The 17456-nt window shown below is 42.6% G+C and carries 14 protein-coding genes; 10 read left to right on the top strand and 4 right to left on the bottom strand.

Translation table 11 applies throughout. The features are described 5' to 3' along the window. Positions 1 to 83: 83 nt before the first annotated feature. A complete protein-coding gene (locus tag EV146_RS09380; protein ID WP_219916281.1) occupies positions 84 to 1022 on the top strand; it encodes an NAD-dependent epimerase/dehydratase family protein in 939 nt (312 codons plus the stop codon). 465 nt (positions 1023 to 1487) lie between these two features. Then, on the top strand, positions 1488 to 5243 hold the full coding sequence (locus tag EV146_RS09375; RefSeq protein ID WP_132005112.1) for an alpha-L-arabinofuranosidase C-terminal domain-containing protein: 3756 nt from the start codon (positions 1488 to 1490) through the stop codon (positions 5241 to 5243). A 71-nt stretch (positions 5244 to 5314) separates the two neighbouring features. On the opposite strand, the gene EV146_RS09370 is transcribed toward EV146_RS09375, so the two are convergent. Next, entirely contained in the window at positions 5315 to 6157 is an 843-nt protein-coding gene (locus tag EV146_RS09370) for an AraC family transcriptional regulator (RefSeq protein WP_158287064.1), read from the bottom strand. Between the two features lie 132 nt (positions 6158 to 6289). On the opposite strand from EV146_RS09370, the gene EV146_RS09365 reads away from it, so the two are divergent. The 3 genes from EV146_RS09365 to EV146_RS09355 all read left to right on the top strand — a co-directional run bounded on the left by EV146_RS09365 (position 6290) and on the right by EV146_RS09355 (position 9588). Continuing rightward, positions 6290 to 8308, top strand: coding sequence for a beta-galactosidase (locus EV146_RS09365; RefSeq protein WP_132005104.1), 2019 nt, complete (start codon positions 6290 to 6292; stop codon positions 8306 to 8308). 265 nt (positions 8309 to 8573) lie between these two features. After that, positions 8574 to 8921 carry a hypothetical protein gene (locus EV146_RS09360; protein WP_132005101.1) on the top strand — a complete coding sequence of 116 codons (348 nt, stop codon included), beginning with the start codon at positions 8574 to 8576 and terminating at the stop codon, positions 8919 to 8921. A 28-nt stretch (positions 8922 to 8949) separates the two neighbouring features. Then, entirely contained in the window at positions 8950 to 9588 is a 639-nt protein-coding gene (locus EV146_RS09355) for an O-methyltransferase (RefSeq protein ID WP_132005098.1), read from the top strand. 122 nt (positions 9589 to 9710) lie between these two features. On the opposite strand, the gene EV146_RS09350 is transcribed toward EV146_RS09355, so the two are convergent. Together EV146_RS09350 and ndk are read right to left on the bottom strand one after the other, a co-directional pair. Further along, complete coding sequence (locus EV146_RS09350) at positions 9711 to 10643, bottom strand: LCP family protein (RefSeq protein ID WP_219916282.1); 933 nt, start codon at positions 10641 to 10643, stop codon at positions 9711 to 9713. 419 nt (positions 10644 to 11062) lie between these two features. Then, a complete protein-coding gene (gene ndk, locus EV146_RS09345; RefSeq protein WP_121613711.1) occupies positions 11063 to 11524 on the bottom strand; it encodes a nucleoside-diphosphate kinase in 462 nt (153 codons plus the stop codon). A 217-nt stretch (positions 11525 to 11741) separates the two neighbouring features. On the opposite strand from ndk, the gene EV146_RS26955 reads away from it, so the two are divergent. Beyond that, on the top strand, positions 11742 to 11900 hold the full coding sequence (locus EV146_RS26955; RefSeq protein WP_158287063.1) for a hypothetical protein: 159 nt from the start codon (positions 11742 to 11744) through the stop codon (positions 11898 to 11900). 157 nt (positions 11901 to 12057) lie between these two features. Here EV146_RS26955 and sstT read toward each other — a convergent pair whose 3' ends face one another. After that, entirely contained in the window at positions 12058 to 13290 is a 1233-nt protein-coding gene (gene sstT, locus EV146_RS09340; RefSeq protein WP_132005092.1) for a serine/threonine transporter SstT, read from the bottom strand. A gap of 341 nt (positions 13291 to 13631) precedes the next feature. Between sstT and EV146_RS09335 the strand changes: the two genes are divergently transcribed. The 4 genes from EV146_RS09335 (at position 13632) to EV146_RS09320 (ending at position 17431) form a co-directional block, all read left to right on the top strand. After that, entirely contained in the window at positions 13632 to 13835 is a 204-nt protein-coding gene (locus EV146_RS09335; RefSeq protein ID WP_132005089.1) for a hypothetical protein, read from the top strand. A 15-nt stretch (positions 13836 to 13850) separates the two neighbouring features. Beyond that, positions 13851 to 14144: a spore coat protein gene (locus EV146_RS09330; protein WP_132005086.1), complete on the top strand. Its 294-nt coding sequence runs from the start codon at positions 13851 to 13853 to the stop codon at positions 14142 to 14144. A gap of 639 nt (positions 14145 to 14783) precedes the next feature. Beyond that, on the top strand, positions 14784 to 15947 hold the full coding sequence (locus EV146_RS09325; RefSeq protein ID WP_132005083.1) for a serine hydrolase domain-containing protein: 1164 nt from the start codon (positions 14784 to 14786) through the stop codon (positions 15945 to 15947). 515 nt (positions 15948 to 16462) lie between these two features. Then, complete coding sequence (locus tag EV146_RS09320) at positions 16463 to 17431, top strand: glycoside hydrolase family 43 protein (protein WP_132005080.1); 969 nt, start codon at positions 16463 to 16465, stop codon at positions 17429 to 17431. The last annotated feature ends 25 nt before the right edge of the window (positions 17432 to 17456 follow it).

The following is a 17456-nucleotide window of genomic DNA, read 5'->3' as shown; positions in this document are numbered from 1 at the left end:
CAATAAAACAGAATGAAAGGGGAAACCTAACAGCGTTATTGGGATGTAAAACTTAGCTTTTCAGGGAGCCAAATCATCCTGATATGAAAAATAATGGAAAAGGGGCAAGGCTTGTGAAAGTAGTAGTAACAGGAGCAGCAGGCAAAATTGGCAGGTGGGCTGTCAGGACAATTATGGAAGCCGGTCATGAGGTTATTGCATCAGATAAAAAATTGAGAGAGGAATCAAGATCAAAAAACTTTATTCAAGCTGATCTGCGTGATTATGGCCAGGTATGCCAGCTTTTAAAGGGAAGTGATGCAGTTGTCCACCTTGGGAATATTCCTACCGATGTAAGGAATACTTCTCAGGCGATATTTGAAAATAATATGATGGTTAATTTTAATATCCTTGAGGCTTGTAAAGATTTTAAAATTCCTAAGCTGGTCTGGGCATCGAGTGAAACGGTATTAGGTTATCCTTTTGTTCCCGAAGAACTCAGCTATCTTCCATTAGATGAGGAACACCCAAACAAATTGAAATCATCCTACGCTATGGTAAAACGGTTGACTGAAAACCTTTCAGAAATGTATCACAGTCTTACAAAAGGACAGATTGTTGCTCTGCGCTTTGCAAATATATATGAGCCAGATGAATATGAAAAAATTCCTATCATGCACTGGCACGATGAGAGACAAAAGGATGTTCAAAAGAAAAATGCCTGGGCTTATTGTGATGTTAGGGACGCAGCAATGGCATGCCTTCTTGCAATAGAAAAGAGTAATTTAGGAAATGATATCTTCCATATTACGGCTCCGGATACCATTATGCCTGAACTTAGCAAGGACTTGGTGGATCGGTATTTTCCAAATGTGACGATAAAAAAATCAATAGAAGGCCACGAGACCCTTATGTCAATTGATAAGGCTAAAAAGATCCTAGGATATGAACCGCGATATACATGGCGTAAGGTACTAGATAAAGAAGGCATCACCAAGCCGCTGCCTGAAGATCAGCTTTCTTTATCAAAAACAAATATATAAATTAGCATACAGGTATGAAGGAAATCCTTTTTTCGAAAGATATAAGAGTTTGTGAGACCTTTCTCCCGAATTATTATGAGGGAAATTTAATTTAGGATAATTCAACAGCATTATTTAGTGACACATTATGACCAGAGGATTTTATTAACTTATAAATACACGCTTTTAGCTGCTCATTAGTTGAGCGGCTTTTTTGTATAATCGGGAAAGCGACTATAAGTGTGTACATGTGCGTACATGAGGATCGTTCTTTTGCTTAAAAGGTAAAAGCAGAACGTAGTGATCTCGGGTTTTTTTGGAGGACTTTAAAAAAATATTAGAAATCTGTTGGAAGATAAGATATTAGACATTATAATAGTTGTAAGTACAAGAGGTAATTGTTAAATACATATTATACGTACAAGTTTTGGTGTGGGTGAAAAAGATAAGGCTTACATTATATTATTCTTGCAAGGGAGAGCATACATGAAACGAACCAGCAGAAACATTTCATTTGAGGACCGCCTCATTGCCCAATATCATTTTGATGATCCTGAAAATATCGGCAGGGACAGCTCGGGGCACGGCTATGATGCCCTACCAGAGGGGATCGCTTTACCAACAGTAGAAACTGTAGGCGGAAGATCAGCTGTTACGCTAGCCGGCGGAAACAGCGGCACTTCTTTTATGAAGCTTCCTTCCGGCTTGCTCAAGGATATCAGCGATCATACTGGTATTACCGTTAGTACGTGGGTTTACCTGAAAAAAGGTACAAATGTATGGGAAAGAATTTTCGATTTCGGTAAAGGTTCTACAGGACCATATTTTTTCTTGACTCGCAATTTGCGCGGCACTTGCTTTTCTGAGGCAGATCTCGTTGCCGATGCCGGAAGAACGTATTCATCGGGAGAATGGTTCCATGTCGCCATGTCAGTAAGGGGAACGGAAGGCGGCACATTAAGCAGCGCCGGACCGGTCATCTATGTGAACGGTGAAATCGTGGCAGATGGCTCCATCAGCCAGACGTCCAGCGGTACATATGCGAAACTTCGCAATTGGTTTGAAACGTTCTCCGATTCAGCGAATTACAGCAATAATTATATCGGCAGATCACAATATGATGTGGATGCAGATTTCAGCGGTTCCTTGTCCGATTTCCGCATTTACAAGGCAGGATTTACGGAAGATGAAGTGATCGAGGTGATGTGCGAATCGCTTACGGAAGCCGACATTGTTCAGCTTGCCAAAGATAAATATTTATCGTTTCCAGTCACAATCGTATCAAAGGATCTTTCGCTGCCTGCTTCTCTCATGGGCGGAAAGGTGAATGTCTCCTGGAAATCCAGCGACACTTCAGCTCTATCGGATGACGGAATGGTGGGGGAAATCCAGTCTCCAAAAGGCGTGACTTTGACAGCAATTTTAAGCAAAGGAACCTCGGTGGCTGAGAAGGAATTTACCGTATCGGTTCTTCCAAACGGTATTCCCTCCCACTTGTTAACGATTGACGGCAGCGAGGAAGTGCTGGATATCAGCGAAACGCTGTACGGTTTATTTTATGAAGACATCAATAATGCAGCGGATGGCGGAATCTACGCGGAGCTTGTTCAAAACCGTTCCTTCGAATCGTTCGTATTTGATACCTACTCCCACACTTCCGGCGAGTGCGGCTGTTCTACAGGCAGAAACCACCAACCGCTCCATGCCTGGTTTGGAGAGGTTGATAAAGTTGCCGTTAAGAATACAGGAGGATTGAATGAATTCTTTGGAGTTTCCGATAAAGACGTCAATTCCCATTATATAACTGCTCCTGGCGGCACCACGATCATCAATAAGGGTTTTACTGATTCCAATCATCATTGTGCCATGTTTATTAAACAAGGCGATCGTTATGATTTTACGATCTGGGCGAAAGCGGAATCACCGTCAAGCATTGCTTTGCAGCTGCAGGATCAGGACGGCGAGCCAATTAGTGATACAGCAATCATTCAGGTGGAAGGCGGAAATACTTGGCGAAAGTACGGAGTGGATTCCAAGATTATGCTGACAGGCTCCAAAGATGTCCTGGGTCAGCTTGCGTTAACCTTTAACGGTGAGGTTTCCATCGACATGGTTTCGCTGATGCCGCAGGATGTCTGGGGCGCTGGCGAAGAAGAGGGATCGAAAACGGCTCACGCTAATTATAAAGGGAATCCTAACTACCGATTGAGAAAAGATTTGGTGAATGCACTGTTCGATTTGCACCCGACATTCCTGCGATTCCCTGGGGGCTGTATTTCCGAAGGCTCCTATATTTGGGAAAACGTCTATGAATGGAAAGACTCTGTAGGCGATATCGAGCTGCGCAAGGAAAACTTCAATGTATGGGGCTACATGATGACCATGGGGCTGGGGTATATGGAATATTTTCAATTAGCTGAAGACCTGAATGCCACCCCACTTCCTGTCATGGCCTGCGGTGTCCTTTGCCAGGCGCGTTCGAATTATGTTCATCCAGCAGGAGGAGAGCTGAGAGATTACTATGTTAAGAGCTTTACCGATTTAATTGATTTCGCAATCTCTACCGATTTTGAACATAACGAGTGGGCTGCCCTCCGCAGACAGATGGGGCATGAAGCGCCATTCGACCTTCACTACCTGGGTGTCGGCAATGAAAACTGGGGCACGGAATTTTTTGCGAACTTCGAATATTTTAAAGCAGCGATTGATGAATACATGGAAAACCACTATCCGGGTTATGTATTGCATATTATTTCAACCGTCGGAGCACAGGCGGATGATGACGCCTATCAGCAGGGATGGAAGTTCCTGAGCGGCAACCTGAAGGAAAGTGCAACCGTGAATTTTACGGATGGCAAGAGCGTTACAGAAGAAACGGTAGCCTGGTATGAAAAACAGCACAACTATATGGATACGATTGCCGATGAGCATTATTACCGTTCCAACGAGTATCTGTTAAACAATGCGGACCGATACAACTATTATTACCGCGCTTACCAGCATGATGGCACCCTGAATGAAAAGGAGACCTCGAAGGTTTTTGTTGGCGAATTTGCCTCCACCGACAAGAATACGTTGGCGGGAGCGATTGCGGAAGCAGCAGTCATGACCGGGTTTGAAAGAAATTCCGATGTCGTGAGACTGGCTGCCTATGCACCGCTATTTAACAAAGTGCTGACAGATGGAACGTATCGATGGACGCCGGATTTAATTTGGTTTGACGATGAAAGTGTCTGGTACACGCCGAATTATTACGTACAGCATTTATTTGGAAAATATCTCGGCACCAAATTGCTGGGTACTTCGTTCTCGACTTACCGCAATGGAAACCTGACAGAGCTCACTCCGCGCGGGGGAATTGAAATTGCTGCCGGCAACGCGGAACTCCATGTGAAGAGTGTAAAAGTAATAGATAACCTCAGCGGTACAGTGCTGCTTGACCAAGACTTTACGAAGGAACTGAATCCTGCATGGGAGATGATTCCGGGATCTGTCGGATATACACTGGATCCGGAAAAAGGTCTTGTATTAGAGGCTCAAAATGGCGGATTGAATGGGTTGTATATCCTGAATGAGAGCTGGGCCAACTATCGAGTCGAGGTGGAAGCGACAAAAGTATCAGGTGCCGACGGTTTTTATGTAGGGGTTGGCTTGACCGATATTTCACCGGAGAAAAAGGATGTCCTCGAATACGCGGTAGGATATAACGGAAATGCAACCGGTGTGAAAGTGTATAAGCAGGGGGTCCAAGGTTATATGCTGGGAGACTATTCCTCCAGTACGGCTGCCGGAAACCTGCGTGCAAGCTGCTACGAAGAGCTTGCGGATCAGACACCCTACACCATTTCAGTCAACTATGGCGGGGAAACAGGAGATCGGCTCGTCTGCTTCTATACGGACGGTACAGTTGTGAGCAAGGTGCTGGATTACAAACTGGAAGCTTATAACTCCGATATTTTCAACTCGGTAACGAAAGACAAACAACACGTCTATGTAAAGCTTGTAAATGCCGATCCGTTTGAAAAAACAACCAGGATCCAGCTGAAAGACCTAAACGTGGCTTCAGAGGGCCGAATGATCACTGTGACCGGGGATGCCTCTCTTGTCCATACACCAAATGTGAATAAAAAGAATGCAGAACAGGTTGTTCCTTCAGAATCGGATATAACACTGGAAGACAATTGTGCAGAGGTCAATTTATCGGCAAATTCTGTGAATGTGATCGTTTTAGATGTAAAATAAAAAATACCAGGGACATGTTTGCGAGAGCAGGCATGTCCTTTTTGTGCCCGGCATGATTTCATGTCTCTGTGCTAAAATATGCCATTGAGGTGACGGTATTTTTCAGGAGGAATACCGACCATTTTCCGGAAGGTGGCCACAAAGTGGCTGGCAGAACGGAATCCTACCGCCATGGCGATTTCACCGATGGTGGTGGAATTGTTTTCTAAAAGCAGTTTTTTAGATTGCTGGATGCGTAAATTCACAAAATAGGCATACGGGGTAACGTGAAAGGTTTTTTGAAACAATGAATTCAAATGGCGTTTTGAAGTATTTATGAAGGTGGCCATTTCATCAAGGCCGACATCCGGGTTAGAAAGCTCGGCCTTCATCCAGTCAATAAGGGAATACAGCGTTACTAGGCTGCTGGTTTCTTTTAAGCTGCTGCCTTTATTGGTTTTCCCGTACTTTTTTAAAAGCAGGAGAAATTCATAGACATTCGAAGAGGCCCTTATGCTAAAGCTGTCAGTCGCCTCGTCACTTTGCTTCAGCACTTCCGTAATGAATGTTGATAAAGGTGCTTCTTGTTCCCAGTGAAAAAAGGCAGATTGATAGAGTCCCAGTGCAATCAGGATATCTTTTGCCATCATTCCGCCAAATGTTATATACAGAGTTTTCCATGGAGCACCTTCGCCTGGTTCGCTTTTATACGAGTGTGCCATTTGCGGAAGGAGGAGCACTCCGTTATTGGGCGGGAGGTTAAACTCTTGATGCTGAAATAGGACCGACCCCGCTCCGCTGACCGTTTGGATCCAATGGTAATATGGGTACCCATTTGGGCGTCCGATATTTTCCTGTACCGGATTGAAACCGATCGTTTCAGCAAACAGAGGAAGTTTGCTTTCATTTAAAGGAATGAGGAAATGTTTTTTCATCGTCATGCCCCTCCGGGAATTCTCATTTGGATTGTTCCTTTTTCTTATATCGCTTTCCATTATATTATATTTAATAGTGTTTTGTAATCGCATACAATGGAATTAAATTGATATAAAGGAAAGGTGATGACCATGATAAACGAAAAGCTTCCTAAAATTTGGTATGGCGGAGATTATAATCCGGAGCAGTGGGAAAAAGAGGACTGGGATGAAGATGTCCGTATTTTTAAACTAGCGGGAATTGATGTGGCAACACTAAATGTTTTTTCATGGGCTTTAAATCAGCCTGATGAAGAAACATATAATTTTGAGTGGCTGGATGAGCAAATTGACCGTTTATACCAAAATGGAATCTATACCTGTCTGGCAACCAGTACAGCAGCACATCCTGCATGGATGGCTAAAAAGTATCCAGATGTACTGAGGGTAGACTACCAGGGAAGAAAGCGGAAGTTTGGCGGCAGACATAATTCCTGTCCGAACAGCCCAACTTACCGGAAGTATGCAGAACGGATCGCTGACAGATTAGGAGAAAGATATAAAGATCATCCAGGTGTGTTAATTTGGCATGTTTCGAATGAATATGGCGGCTACTGTTATTGTGATAACTGTGCTGTGAGCTTTAGAAAATGGCTTCAGGAGAAATATGGAAATCTGGAAGCTTTAAATAAAGCATGGAATACTCGATTCTGGGGCCACACATTTTACGAATGGGATGAAATTGTAGTGCCTAACGCTGTAAGCGAAGAGTGGAATGGGAACTCGACTAATTTTCAGGGGATTTCGCTGGATTACCGCATTTTTCAGTCGGAAAGTCTGCTGGACTGCTTTATTTTAGAGCGGGATGTGTTAAAGAAGCATAATCCTGATATTCCCGTTACCACCAATTTAATGGGTACCTATAATGAACTCGATTATTTTAAATGGGGCAAGGAAATGGATGTTGTTTCCTGGGATAACTATCCTTCCTACAACACACCTGAAAGCTTTACGGCAATGAGGCACGATCTGATGAGAGGCCTGAAAAGCGGCCAGCCTTTTATGCTGATGGAGCAGACGCCGAGCCAGCAAAACTGGCAGCCATATAATTCTTTAAAACGGCCGGGAGTCATGCGCTTATGGAGCTACCAGGCAGTAGCCCGAGGTGCCGATACCGTGATGTTCTTCCAATTGAGAAGGTCGGTAGGAGCCTGTGAAAAATACCATGGAGCGGTGATTGAACATGTTGGACATGAGAATACAAGGGTATTCCGGGAAACAGCCGCGCTTGGCAAGGAGCTCGCGGAGCTGTCCGAGACATTGCTCGATGCACGCGTGCCAGCTAAAGTTGCCATTGTATTTGACTGGGAAAACCGATGGGCAACGGAATTATCAAGCGGACCATCAAAGGCGTTGGATTATGTAAATGAAGTTCATAAATATTACGACGCCCTTTTTGGAGAGAATATATCGGTTGACATGGTAGGCGTTGAAGAGGATTTAAGCAAGTATGAACTTGTCTTTGCGCCAGTGTTATATATGGTGAAATCGGGTTATGCGGATAAGGTGAAGGAGTTTGTTCAAAATGGAGGAACGTTTGTGACGACGTTCTTCAGCGGAATTGTGAATGAACATGATCTTGTCACCGTGGGCGGCTATCCAGGAGAACTGAGGGATCTTCTCGGCATTTGGGTCGAAGAAATTGATGCCCTGCCGCCTGAAGTGAAAAATCAAATTGTCATGAAAAATGACGAAGGCAGCCTGAGCGGAAGCTATGACTGCAGTTTGTTATTTGATATTATCCATTCGGAGGGGGCAGAAGTGCTGGCAGAGTATGGTTCCGATTTTTATGCCGGTACTCCGGTGATTACGTGCAACTCCTACGGAAAAGGGAAAGCTTATTACGTAGGAACATGCCCTGACAAAGCGTTTTTGACCGATTTCGTGAAGACCGTTTGTGAGGAAAAGCAGGTAAAACCGTTGCTTGAGGTTCCTAAAGGCGTGGAAGTGACGGAGAGAAGGAAAGACGGCAGCTCATTCTTTTTTATCTTGAACCACAATGCAGATGAAGTGGTGCTCGGGAATGTAGAAGGTACGGACCTGTTGACAGGGAAGGAAATGAACGGGAACACTTCATTGGAAGCTTATGGAGTGATGATTGTAAAGCAATAGCGGGAGAGGCAGCAGTCAGCCTTAAGTTTTAGATTGATTTATATAATTGAAGACGAACCCAGGGGGATTTAGACCTCTGGGTTTTCTTTTGTCCATGATTACGCAACCGTAGGGTTTTTGTAAGTAGAACGCTAACAATTCAAGATCATTAATCCACTGAACAGCCGGTTTTTGACTTCTATAAATCGATTGACAAATCGTATACATATGTATACATTATAGATATAATCATTGTATACATATGTATACAGAGAGGAGATTTCCAATGAAAAGCGAGGAAAATAAGCGGCATCATGACGGCCATAAACGAAAAGATCATTCTCACCATCGCGGTGCAAAAACGTTTAGAAGAGGAAGAGCCATTGCCTTTTTAGAGATGATGAATCTTAAACGTTCTACGCTGCAGCAGCAGCTGCAATCACCAGAGCTGCAGTCCATTAATCCAATTCTCGTCGGTGAATTAAAAGCAATTGATATGGTGATTAACGAATTTGTTCAACTATTTGAACTTCACGAAATCGAAGAAATGCAAGAAACGAATAAGAAAGAACATGAAAAGGAAGAGGTATCTGAACTTACACAGGATTTAGATCGTGAAGAGGAAGATAATTAACGAGCAGACATAGAAAGGAGAAGATGGGATGAAGCAAACGAATAGTTATATCGATTCAGTTTTTTACCAGAAGGATGAAGTTTTGGAGGAGGTTCTTCACTCGATAAAAGAAAATGGAATGCGCTCGATATCCGTATCACCATCCACTGGAAAACTTCTTACCATGCTTGTCTCTATTTCGGGGGCTAAAAATGTCCTGGAAATAGGGGCTCTTGGAGGGTATAGCGGAATCTGCCTGGCAAGAGGATTCGGCAGCGGAGGAAGCTTGACTTCTCTTGAATTAATTGAGGAGTATGCAAAGCTCGCTAATAGCAACCTTTCTAAAGCTGGATTCGGCAATCAAGTATCCTATCTGACTGGACCAGCACTACAAAGCCTTGAACAATTAATAGGTGAAAGTAAAACCTTTGATTTTTTCTTTATTGATGCCGATAAAGAAAATTATACTAATTACTTGAGCTGCTGCCTTAAACTGGCTGAGCCGGGAGCATTAATTGTTGCTGATAATGTCCTTGCAGGGGGAAGTGTGGCAGATCAGAGTGTGACACCTAAACGCTATACGGATTTAATGAAGAAATTCAATGAGTCGGTGGCCAATCATCCTCAATTAGAGTCGCTGCTTATTCCGCTTGGGGACGGCCTGACCGTTTCGAGAGTAAAGAAGTAAACGTGGCAGCCATGAGCGATTTTCCAAACAATAGATAACCGCACGGTGATTTTCACTCGTGCGGTCTTTTCATTTTCGATATTCGCGGGGAAATATACAAGTTGATTTGAATAAGTATGGATCTAGTCTTCTAAAAAGGTATCAAGAGCAGCTTTGTTTTGTTCCAAGTCCACCTCCAATACTTCACCGACACCATCATAGCGTGCGTTTTGAAAAGTTCCATCTTCTGGGATTCGTACCGTCTCTATATCTCCGCTATCGTTGGCCAAAATGTCTTTTCCAATGGTCAAAAGGGTCGCTGTATCGACGTTTGTATCAATATATGTATGTAATAGGTCCAATAGCTGAGGGAGCTTTACCACGCTTTGCACACTTACGGCTTCTTCCTTCAGTTTTGAGATGACTTCCTGCTGTCTTTGTACGCGTCCAAAGTCGCTCAACCGATCCTGGCGAAAACGTACATATCCCAGGAGCTCCTCGCCATGGAGCTGTTGTGTGCCTTTTTCCAGCGTCATTCCAATCCCATCGGACATTTCATAAGGAATGTCTACTTCAATTCCATTTGGAACGAGGAGGTCAACGGCTTTTTCGAATCCTTTGAAGTCGACAATTGCATAATGATGAATATTCAGCCCCAAATTCGATTTTATCGTTCTTCTCAGTAATTCAGGACCTCCATAAGTATATGCGGCATTTAACTTTTGTTGTCCGTATTCAGGTACAGTGACATACATATCCCTCATCAGGGAAATCAATTTTACCTTATGAGTCTCTGGGTTGTAATGTGCAACCATAATGGTATCTGTTCGAGCCTGCTGTCCCCCTCGGGAGTCACTTCCCAGCAATAGAACATTGATGGCTTCCATTTTATTTTGCTCTCCCTGAAATGGCTGATTTGCCTCGACTTTTTTTAGTGGCTGGCTAAGCCCTTTTACGGTTCCTTCTATGTACTGATATACGTTTACCACACCCACCCAGAAGATTCCGATGATAAGAAGGGCGGCAACGATTCTTCCCCATTTTATTTTTAATCTTTTCTTTCTGGTAACCGCCAACTTCACACCCCCTTGTAAAAATAAATCTATGTAACAATCAAATCCTGATGATTTGGAACGTACTTCGATTGCCGTGTCAGAAAATGTAGGATTTCGACAATTTCCAACAAAACTCTTGAAGTAGTCATTATCGCATAGTTAGTTTTCAGGTAGTGGAAGATTACATTACAATTCATTAAAAATCTGTTTACAATGTTGCTTTTACAGGGGGGTGAGATGGAGGCATGCAGGTTGCTAAAGCTGAAATAATAGAGCTTGAGTGATTTAGAGGATAGGTTTCCAGAGACTGGATCCGCTGGAAGTCCAGTCAGAGAGGAACCGTGCAGGGGAAGGCGTAATAGTGGGTACTCTGGGAATCAGTGAGCTGCTCTATAAATAAAATCCCCTCAGCCATTAAGGGTAAGGGGATTTGGATATTATTACACTGATTTTCGGTCTTCGAATGGAAAATCATCCTCTAGGCTGCGTCTTTTCAGCAGGCCAAAGAAATTTTCGATTTCCCGTTCCGCACTTAAGAGGGAATCAGAACCATGAATGACGTTCTCCTCTTTCGCCGCCGCAAAGTCACCCCGGATGGTCCCCGGCATTGCTTCTGACGGATCTGTTTTTCCAATCATGAGGCGGGAAACCTCGATGACATTTTCTCCTTCCCAGGCCATTGCAAAAACTGGGCCGGAAGTAATAAAGTCGACTAATTCACCGAAAAATGGCTTTTCCTGGTGCTCCATATAATGATATTCGGCTTTAGATCGGTCAATTGTCATAAGCTCGGCATTTAATAAAGTAAAACCTTTCTGCTCAAAGCGTTTGATAATTTCCCCGATTAGTCCTCGTTTGACGCCATCAGGTTTTACCATGATAAACGTGCGCTGTAAAGACATACAATCACCTCTTGATCAAATGAATTTTAATTGAATCAGCTGAAGTCTTTTAAAGGATAATTCAACACAGTATCCATTATGGGAAAATAATACGGATTTCAAACCTTATAAAAACTGCTTACGCTATTGATGGGCTTTAAGGTTCTAATAGTTAATCGTATATTTCGCTCGGGTTAATACATACTAATTTTAGGAAAAAATAATTGGAGGTTATCTAATGCAAAAAATAACACTGGAATTAGATAACAAGCTGTTTGGCATGCTGAATGAATTAAAAAATCAATACGATGAGGAAACGAGCAAGACTGTAACTCATGATGAGCTATTAAAAGAGCTTATTGTTGCCCACTATTATATGGAGGTTAAAAAGGAATAAACTCACTGGTGTATATTTGACGTCAGGAGAATTTGTATGTCTCAGGATGCTAAATGCCTGGCATTTTTTTTGAACAACCATCCTGCATAAAAAAGGCAAAGCAAATGACAAGTGATTAAGCTGTCATTTGCTTTGCCGATTTTTTTATGTGTTGTACCTAAGCATTAATGATGATTTCCTTGCCTTCTTTACGCAGTTTCGCATATTCGGCTGTTGCGGTATAAAGGACGTCGGAGGATGAATTCAGCGCTGTTTCACATGAATCCTGCAACACTCCTATGATAAAACCAACTCCAACCACCTGCATCGCAACATCATCGGGAATACCGAACAGGCTGCACGCAAGAGGAATCAGAAGGAGAGATCCGCCGGCAACTCCTGAAGCTCCTGCTGCCGATACAGCCGATAAGACGCTAAGGATAAGTGCGGTAGCTATATCCACTTGAATGTCAAGGGTGTGGACGGCTGCTAGAGTTAAAACGGAAATTGTGACAGCTGCACCAGCCATATTGATGGTAGCGCCCAATGGAATCGATACGGAATATGTATCCTTATCGAGATCCAATTTTTCACATAAACTCATATTTACTGGGATGTTTGCAGCTGAGCTCCGGGTAAAGAAGGCGGTTAGGCCGCTTTCCTTTAAACATTTAAAGACAAGCGGGTATGGGTTCTTCCGGATATTGATGAATACGATTAATGGATTAATGACAAGCGCAACGAAAAACATGCATCCAACTAGAACAATCAGTAATTTGCCGTAGTCAAGTAAGGCAGATAGTCCATTATTGACAATTGCATCAAATACGAGGCCCATAATTCCAAGGGGTGCCAGGTTGATCACCCATTTCACTAGCTGGGAGACAGCGTCTGAAAGATTGGAAAGCAGGTTTTTTGTCGTGTCGGCAGCATTTCGAAGGGCAATTCCCAGGAGGATCGCCCAGGTCAGGATACCGATATAGTTTCCATTCAGCAATGCATTAACAGGATTGTCCACAATATTAAACAATAAGGTCCTGAGTACTTCCACGATTCCTCCTGGAGGAGTCACATCTTCGGCTCCTGCTGTCAGAGATAAGGTGACAGGGAAGATGAAGCTTGCCAGAACAGCTACAAATCCGGCCAGGAAGGTACTTAAACCATATAAAGCAACGATGGATTTCATATTGGTTCTCTGGCCGCTTCTGTGTTTGGAAATGGCATGCATGACCAAAAACAAGACCAGTACGGGTGCAACGGCCTTTAATGCACCAACAAATAAAGATCCGAAAATGGTGACCCATTTTGCAGCATCAGGAATCGTTACAGCCAGGATGATACCGACGATAATACCGACTAGTATTCGTTTGACCAGGCTCACCTGATTCCACTTGAGAATTAGATTTTTCATTTTTACCCCCGAATTATATATATGTTTAATCAATTACAGTACAGCTGCGTTGCTGTGTTTAATATTTGTTAGTTTAACACGAATATTATCAATTGTGAAACAAATTATTATATTGAAATATTTGATAAAACTCATTGCTCAACTGATGCAACATCAGTGGGGAAGAGGCGGTTTTTTTTATTATTTACATTCTTCTTAACTTAGAAACCGCTATGTTTTCCTTTATAAAATCCATCTTGGAAAACTTTGCGATTGAACCATGAAAAATACTCTCTGGATAAAAACAGTATCTACAAACAATACTATACTTAAGAAACCATTAAGGAAATGGGGGAAATATCGTGACTCATTTAACCACAAAAGAATTGGCTTTTGTTGAAGATGAAATTCGTGCGGAGGAAATTACGGCTAAGACGATGAACTGGTGTGCCTCGCAGTGCAAAGATCAGGAGCTCCGAAAAACATTGGAACAGATGGCAGAAAGTCATCAATTAAAAATTGCGAGTCTTTCCCAATACTTTAATCAAACCAACCATATTCAATAAAAAGAGGTGCTACAGATGCCAAATAATATAGAGGGGCGCGGACTGACTGACCGGGAAATGCTTCAGCTATGCCTGGAGCTGGAAAAGGGACGTTGCCGCAGCATCAGCAATACGGTATTAGAGACAACCCACAAAAAACTTCGGGAAATATATGCAAGCTGTCTCGATAATTCCAGCCAAAATCAATTTGAACTATTTGAGATCCTTGCAAACAAAGGCTGGTATAAAACAGATCTTGCCACGGTGGAGCAAATAGGCAGGGTACAGGAGCTCATGCAGAACAACCTGCATCCTGATGATCAGTTTTAGACGGTAACTTCCATGTTACAAAGGTAGAAGCGTACATCGGGTGTACGCTTTTATTTTTGCAGGAGCGTGCGATGATGGCGTTTGTCTGGAGAGCCAATCTGGAATAGACGGAAGGCAATGGATTTTCAGCCTGGAATTAAAGGTTTAAGAGACAGGAACTCCAAGCAAGCATTCAACAATCAATAAAAAGCGCCAGCTAATATATTCCCTTTTTGACCGCCTTTTGATGTAAAACAAACTCTTTTTAGTAGTACTTTGGACGCTGAATGGGATTGTAGAAGCTGGTTTATGTTTGAATGGGTTTTACTATTTTCTATCTTATTACCCATTTTCCCAATCTGCTTTTATAAAAAAAAGGGGTGCCAACGTAATGTCTATTCAGATAAAAATTGCACAAAATTTCCATGAAAACGAATAAAAAACAGATTTATAGATTTAAAATCATTTATAATATAAATGGATAAAGCGCTCTCATTAAATCTTCTTCTTATCAGTCTTAAAAAACGAAGAAGGTAGATGTGTATTGGCTAGAATAATAGCCTTTGCGGGTGACGGGGGAGAAAATGCAGAGAATGATAGCTGCGAAAAAAGTGAATGTCCTGTCGCTGCAAGGGGACTTTTAATGAAGGAGAGGAAATTATGGAATTAACTCACAAACTGCGACCGCTATTAAAAAGCTTTGTCGAAAAGGGCCCTGCTGGATGTGCATGTTCTGTTTTCCATCAAGGCAAGCAGGTTTTTGAAGATTACATAGGATATGCAGACCTTGAAACCGAAAAGCCCATTTCCCAGGATACCATTTACAGAATCTATTCCAACACGAAAGTTGTAACCTGTGTTGCGGCACTGATGCTTTATGAACGGGGGCTCTTTTTGCTCAATGATCCTCTTGAAGAATATTTGCCTGAATTTAAAACTCCCCAAGTTTACCGGACAAGTGAATCAGGGGAAATTTACACTTCGGCTGCTTCCGGTTCTATTAAAATAAGAGATCTTTTCATGATGACCTCTGGATTGACTTATGGCGGGGAAGGAAATGAAACCGAACGTCATGTCTCAAGGGCTATGGAGCGTTTAAACAGGGACGGTCAGGCCGATCAAATGGATAACAGGATGCTGGCGAAATTGCTGAGTGAAATTCCCCTTGCGTTTGATCCAGGCACCAGATGGCAATACGGACTCAGTCATGATGTATTGGGAGCCTTGATCGAGGTATTGTCCGGTAAAACATTCGGACAATTTTTGAAAGATGAAATTTTCGACCCGCTTGAGATGAAAGACACCTTTTTCAAGATTCCCGAGGCCAAAAAAGACCGCCTCTGCACGCTTTATGATCGAAAAGAAAATGGTGACCTGACCCCAAATACCTCTATGGACAGGAGTTATCATCCCGATAACCTGCTTGAAAGCGGCGGAGCGGGACTGCTGTCTACGCTGGGTGATTACAGCCGGTTTGCTCATATGCTGGCAAGCGGGGGTGAACTCGACGGTGTAAGGATATTAGGCAGAAAGACCATTGAACTAATGTCCGCCAACCACTTGCAGCCTGAGCTTTTATCAGACTACAATTGGGAATATCTGAAGGGGTACGGATACGGATTAGGGGTAAGAACGATGATGAACCCCGCCTTAGGCGGAATCAATAGTTCCATCGGAGAATTTGGCTGGTCCGGGCTGGCAGGGACGTGGGTAACCATTGACCCTAAAGAACAGCTTTCGGCCGTCTATATGCAGCAAATGTTCCCGAATTTCGAGGCTTACCATCAGCCAAGGCTTCGGTCGGTTATTTATGGGGCTTTATAGGATTCATTAAAAGTGGGCAGACGATCCCATTTGTCATTATTTACCTATAAAACCGTACAGTGATTTTATCCTGTACGGTTTTTTTTGGGTAATAAAATGCACCGGACGGCTGTTTATAAATAGATTCATTTGTACGTACAATTAAGTCTTGAATTTTCTTCAATTATAGATTATTCGTTCCATATAAGTAAACAATGGTAAAAAAATTTTTCCATAATAATTTATTTTTTTCCTGGGATGTGTTTGAAAAAGTACTAATAAAAATATAATATTCCATAAACATGAGATTAGAGTTTAGTGAAACCTTGATGCTGAGCCGTTTCGGAGGGCTATATGAGTTTTTTATGTTAGGGAAGCAGGACAATAATCGTATTGTAAGCTGAATAAAACATAGACTAATTGTAGTATTCTTTTTGTACGTATGTGTTATTTTACCTATTTACACTTGTCCGTATGACTACTATAATAGGGGGCGTTTACAAAATACATAGATTGTTCGTTATGGAGGTAGTTTTATGGGCAAGACAAATTACGAGTATTTGAATCCGTTAGTTATTCAAAGGGCAGATCCGTGGATTTACAAGCATACAGATGGATACTACTATTTCGTTGCATCTGTACCGGCTTATAATCGAATTGAAATTCGCCGTGCAAAGACCATTCAAGGGTTAAGCTTTGCACCTCCCCGTACGGTTTGGCGCAAACATGATACAGGGGAAATGAGCAAGTTGATCTGGGCTCCGGAATTGCATTTTATCCAAGGGAAATGGTATGTCTACTTCGCAGCAACTCATACCGAGGAAATTATTGATGGATTATTTACACACAGGATGTACGTCATCGAAAATGATTCCGAGAATCCAATGAATTCTAACTGGGTTGAAAAAGGCCAAGTAAAGACGAATATGGAAACGTTCTCGCTGGATGCCACAACTTTTGAACACAGGAATGAACTGTACTATGTGTGGGCACAAAAAGACCCTGCAATTAAAGGCAATTCTAATTTATACATCGCGAAGATGGAGAACCCGTGGACGATCAAAGGAGAGCCTGTTCTGATTTCAAAACCTGAATATGAATGGGAAACCAGGGGTTTCTGGGTAAATGAAGGGCCTGCCATTCTAAAGAAAAATGGGCGAATCTTCCTGACTTTTTCCGCAAGTGCAACAGATGAAAATTATTGTATGGGGCTGCTCACGGCCAGTGAGGATGCAGACTTGTTAGACAGCAAATCGTGGATAAAGTCACCGGAGCCAGTATTTAAAAGCGATCCGGAAAATGATCAATTCGGACCAGGCCATAATTCATTTACAGTCAGCGAAGATGGAAAAGAAGACATTCTCATTTACCATTGCCGCGACTATACGGAAATTATTGGGGACCCGCTTTATGATCCAAACCGTCATACGAAAGCACAGGTTATCCATTGGAATGAGGATGGAACACCTGTCTTTGGAAAGCCTGTTCCTTATTCAAAGCTGTAAAAAAGAAGAAATAAATGGTTGGGAG

It is taken from the genome of Mesobacillus foraminis (assembly GCF_004340465.1).
Taxonomy (GTDB): Bacteria; Bacillota; Bacilli; order Bacillales; family Cytobacillaceae; genus Mesobacillus_B; species Mesobacillus_B foraminis.
This window is presented reverse-complemented; position numbering and strand designations above follow the sequence as displayed.

Excerpts from the sequence above, each read along its gene's own strand:
- EV146_RS09380 (WP_219916281.1), top strand. The coding sequence starts at position 84 with ATGAAAAATAATGGAAAAGGGGCAAGGCTTGTGAAAGTAGTAGTAACA.
- EV146_RS09375 (WP_132005112.1), top strand. The coding sequence starts at position 1,488 with ATGAAACGAACCAGCAGAAACATTTCATTTGAGGACCGCCTCATTGCC.
- EV146_RS09370 (WP_158287064.1), bottom strand. The coding sequence starts at position 6,157 with ATGAAAAAACATTTCCTCATTCCTTTAAATGAAAGCAAACTTCCTCTG.
- EV146_RS09365 (WP_132005104.1), top strand. The coding sequence starts at position 6,290 with ATGATAAACGAAAAGCTTCCTAAAATTTGGTATGGCGGAGATTATAAT.
- EV146_RS09360 (WP_132005101.1), top strand. The coding sequence starts at position 8,574 with ATGAAAAGCGAGGAAAATAAGCGGCATCATGACGGCCATAAACGAAAA.
- EV146_RS09355 (WP_132005098.1), top strand. The coding sequence starts at position 8,950 with ATGAAGCAAACGAATAGTTATATCGATTCAGTTTTTTACCAGAAGGAT.
- ndk (WP_121613711.1), bottom strand. The coding sequence starts at position 11,524 with ATGTCTTTACAGCGCACGTTTATCATGGTAAAACCTGATGGCGTCAAA.
- EV146_RS26955 (WP_158287063.1), top strand. The coding sequence starts at position 11,742 with ATGCAAAAAATAACACTGGAATTAGATAACAAGCTGTTTGGCATGCTG.
- sstT (WP_132005092.1), bottom strand. The coding sequence starts at position 13,290 with ATGAAAAATCTAATTCTCAAGTGGAATCAGGTGAGCCTGGTCAAACGA.
- EV146_RS09330 (WP_132005086.1), top strand. The coding sequence starts at position 13,851 with ATGCCAAATAATATAGAGGGGCGCGGACTGACTGACCGGGAAATGCTT.
- EV146_RS09325 (WP_132005083.1), top strand. The coding sequence starts at position 14,784 with ATGGAATTAACTCACAAACTGCGACCGCTATTAAAAAGCTTTGTCGAA.
- EV146_RS09320 (WP_132005080.1), top strand. The coding sequence starts at position 16,463 with ATGGGCAAGACAAATTACGAGTATTTGAATCCGTTAGTTATTCAAAGG.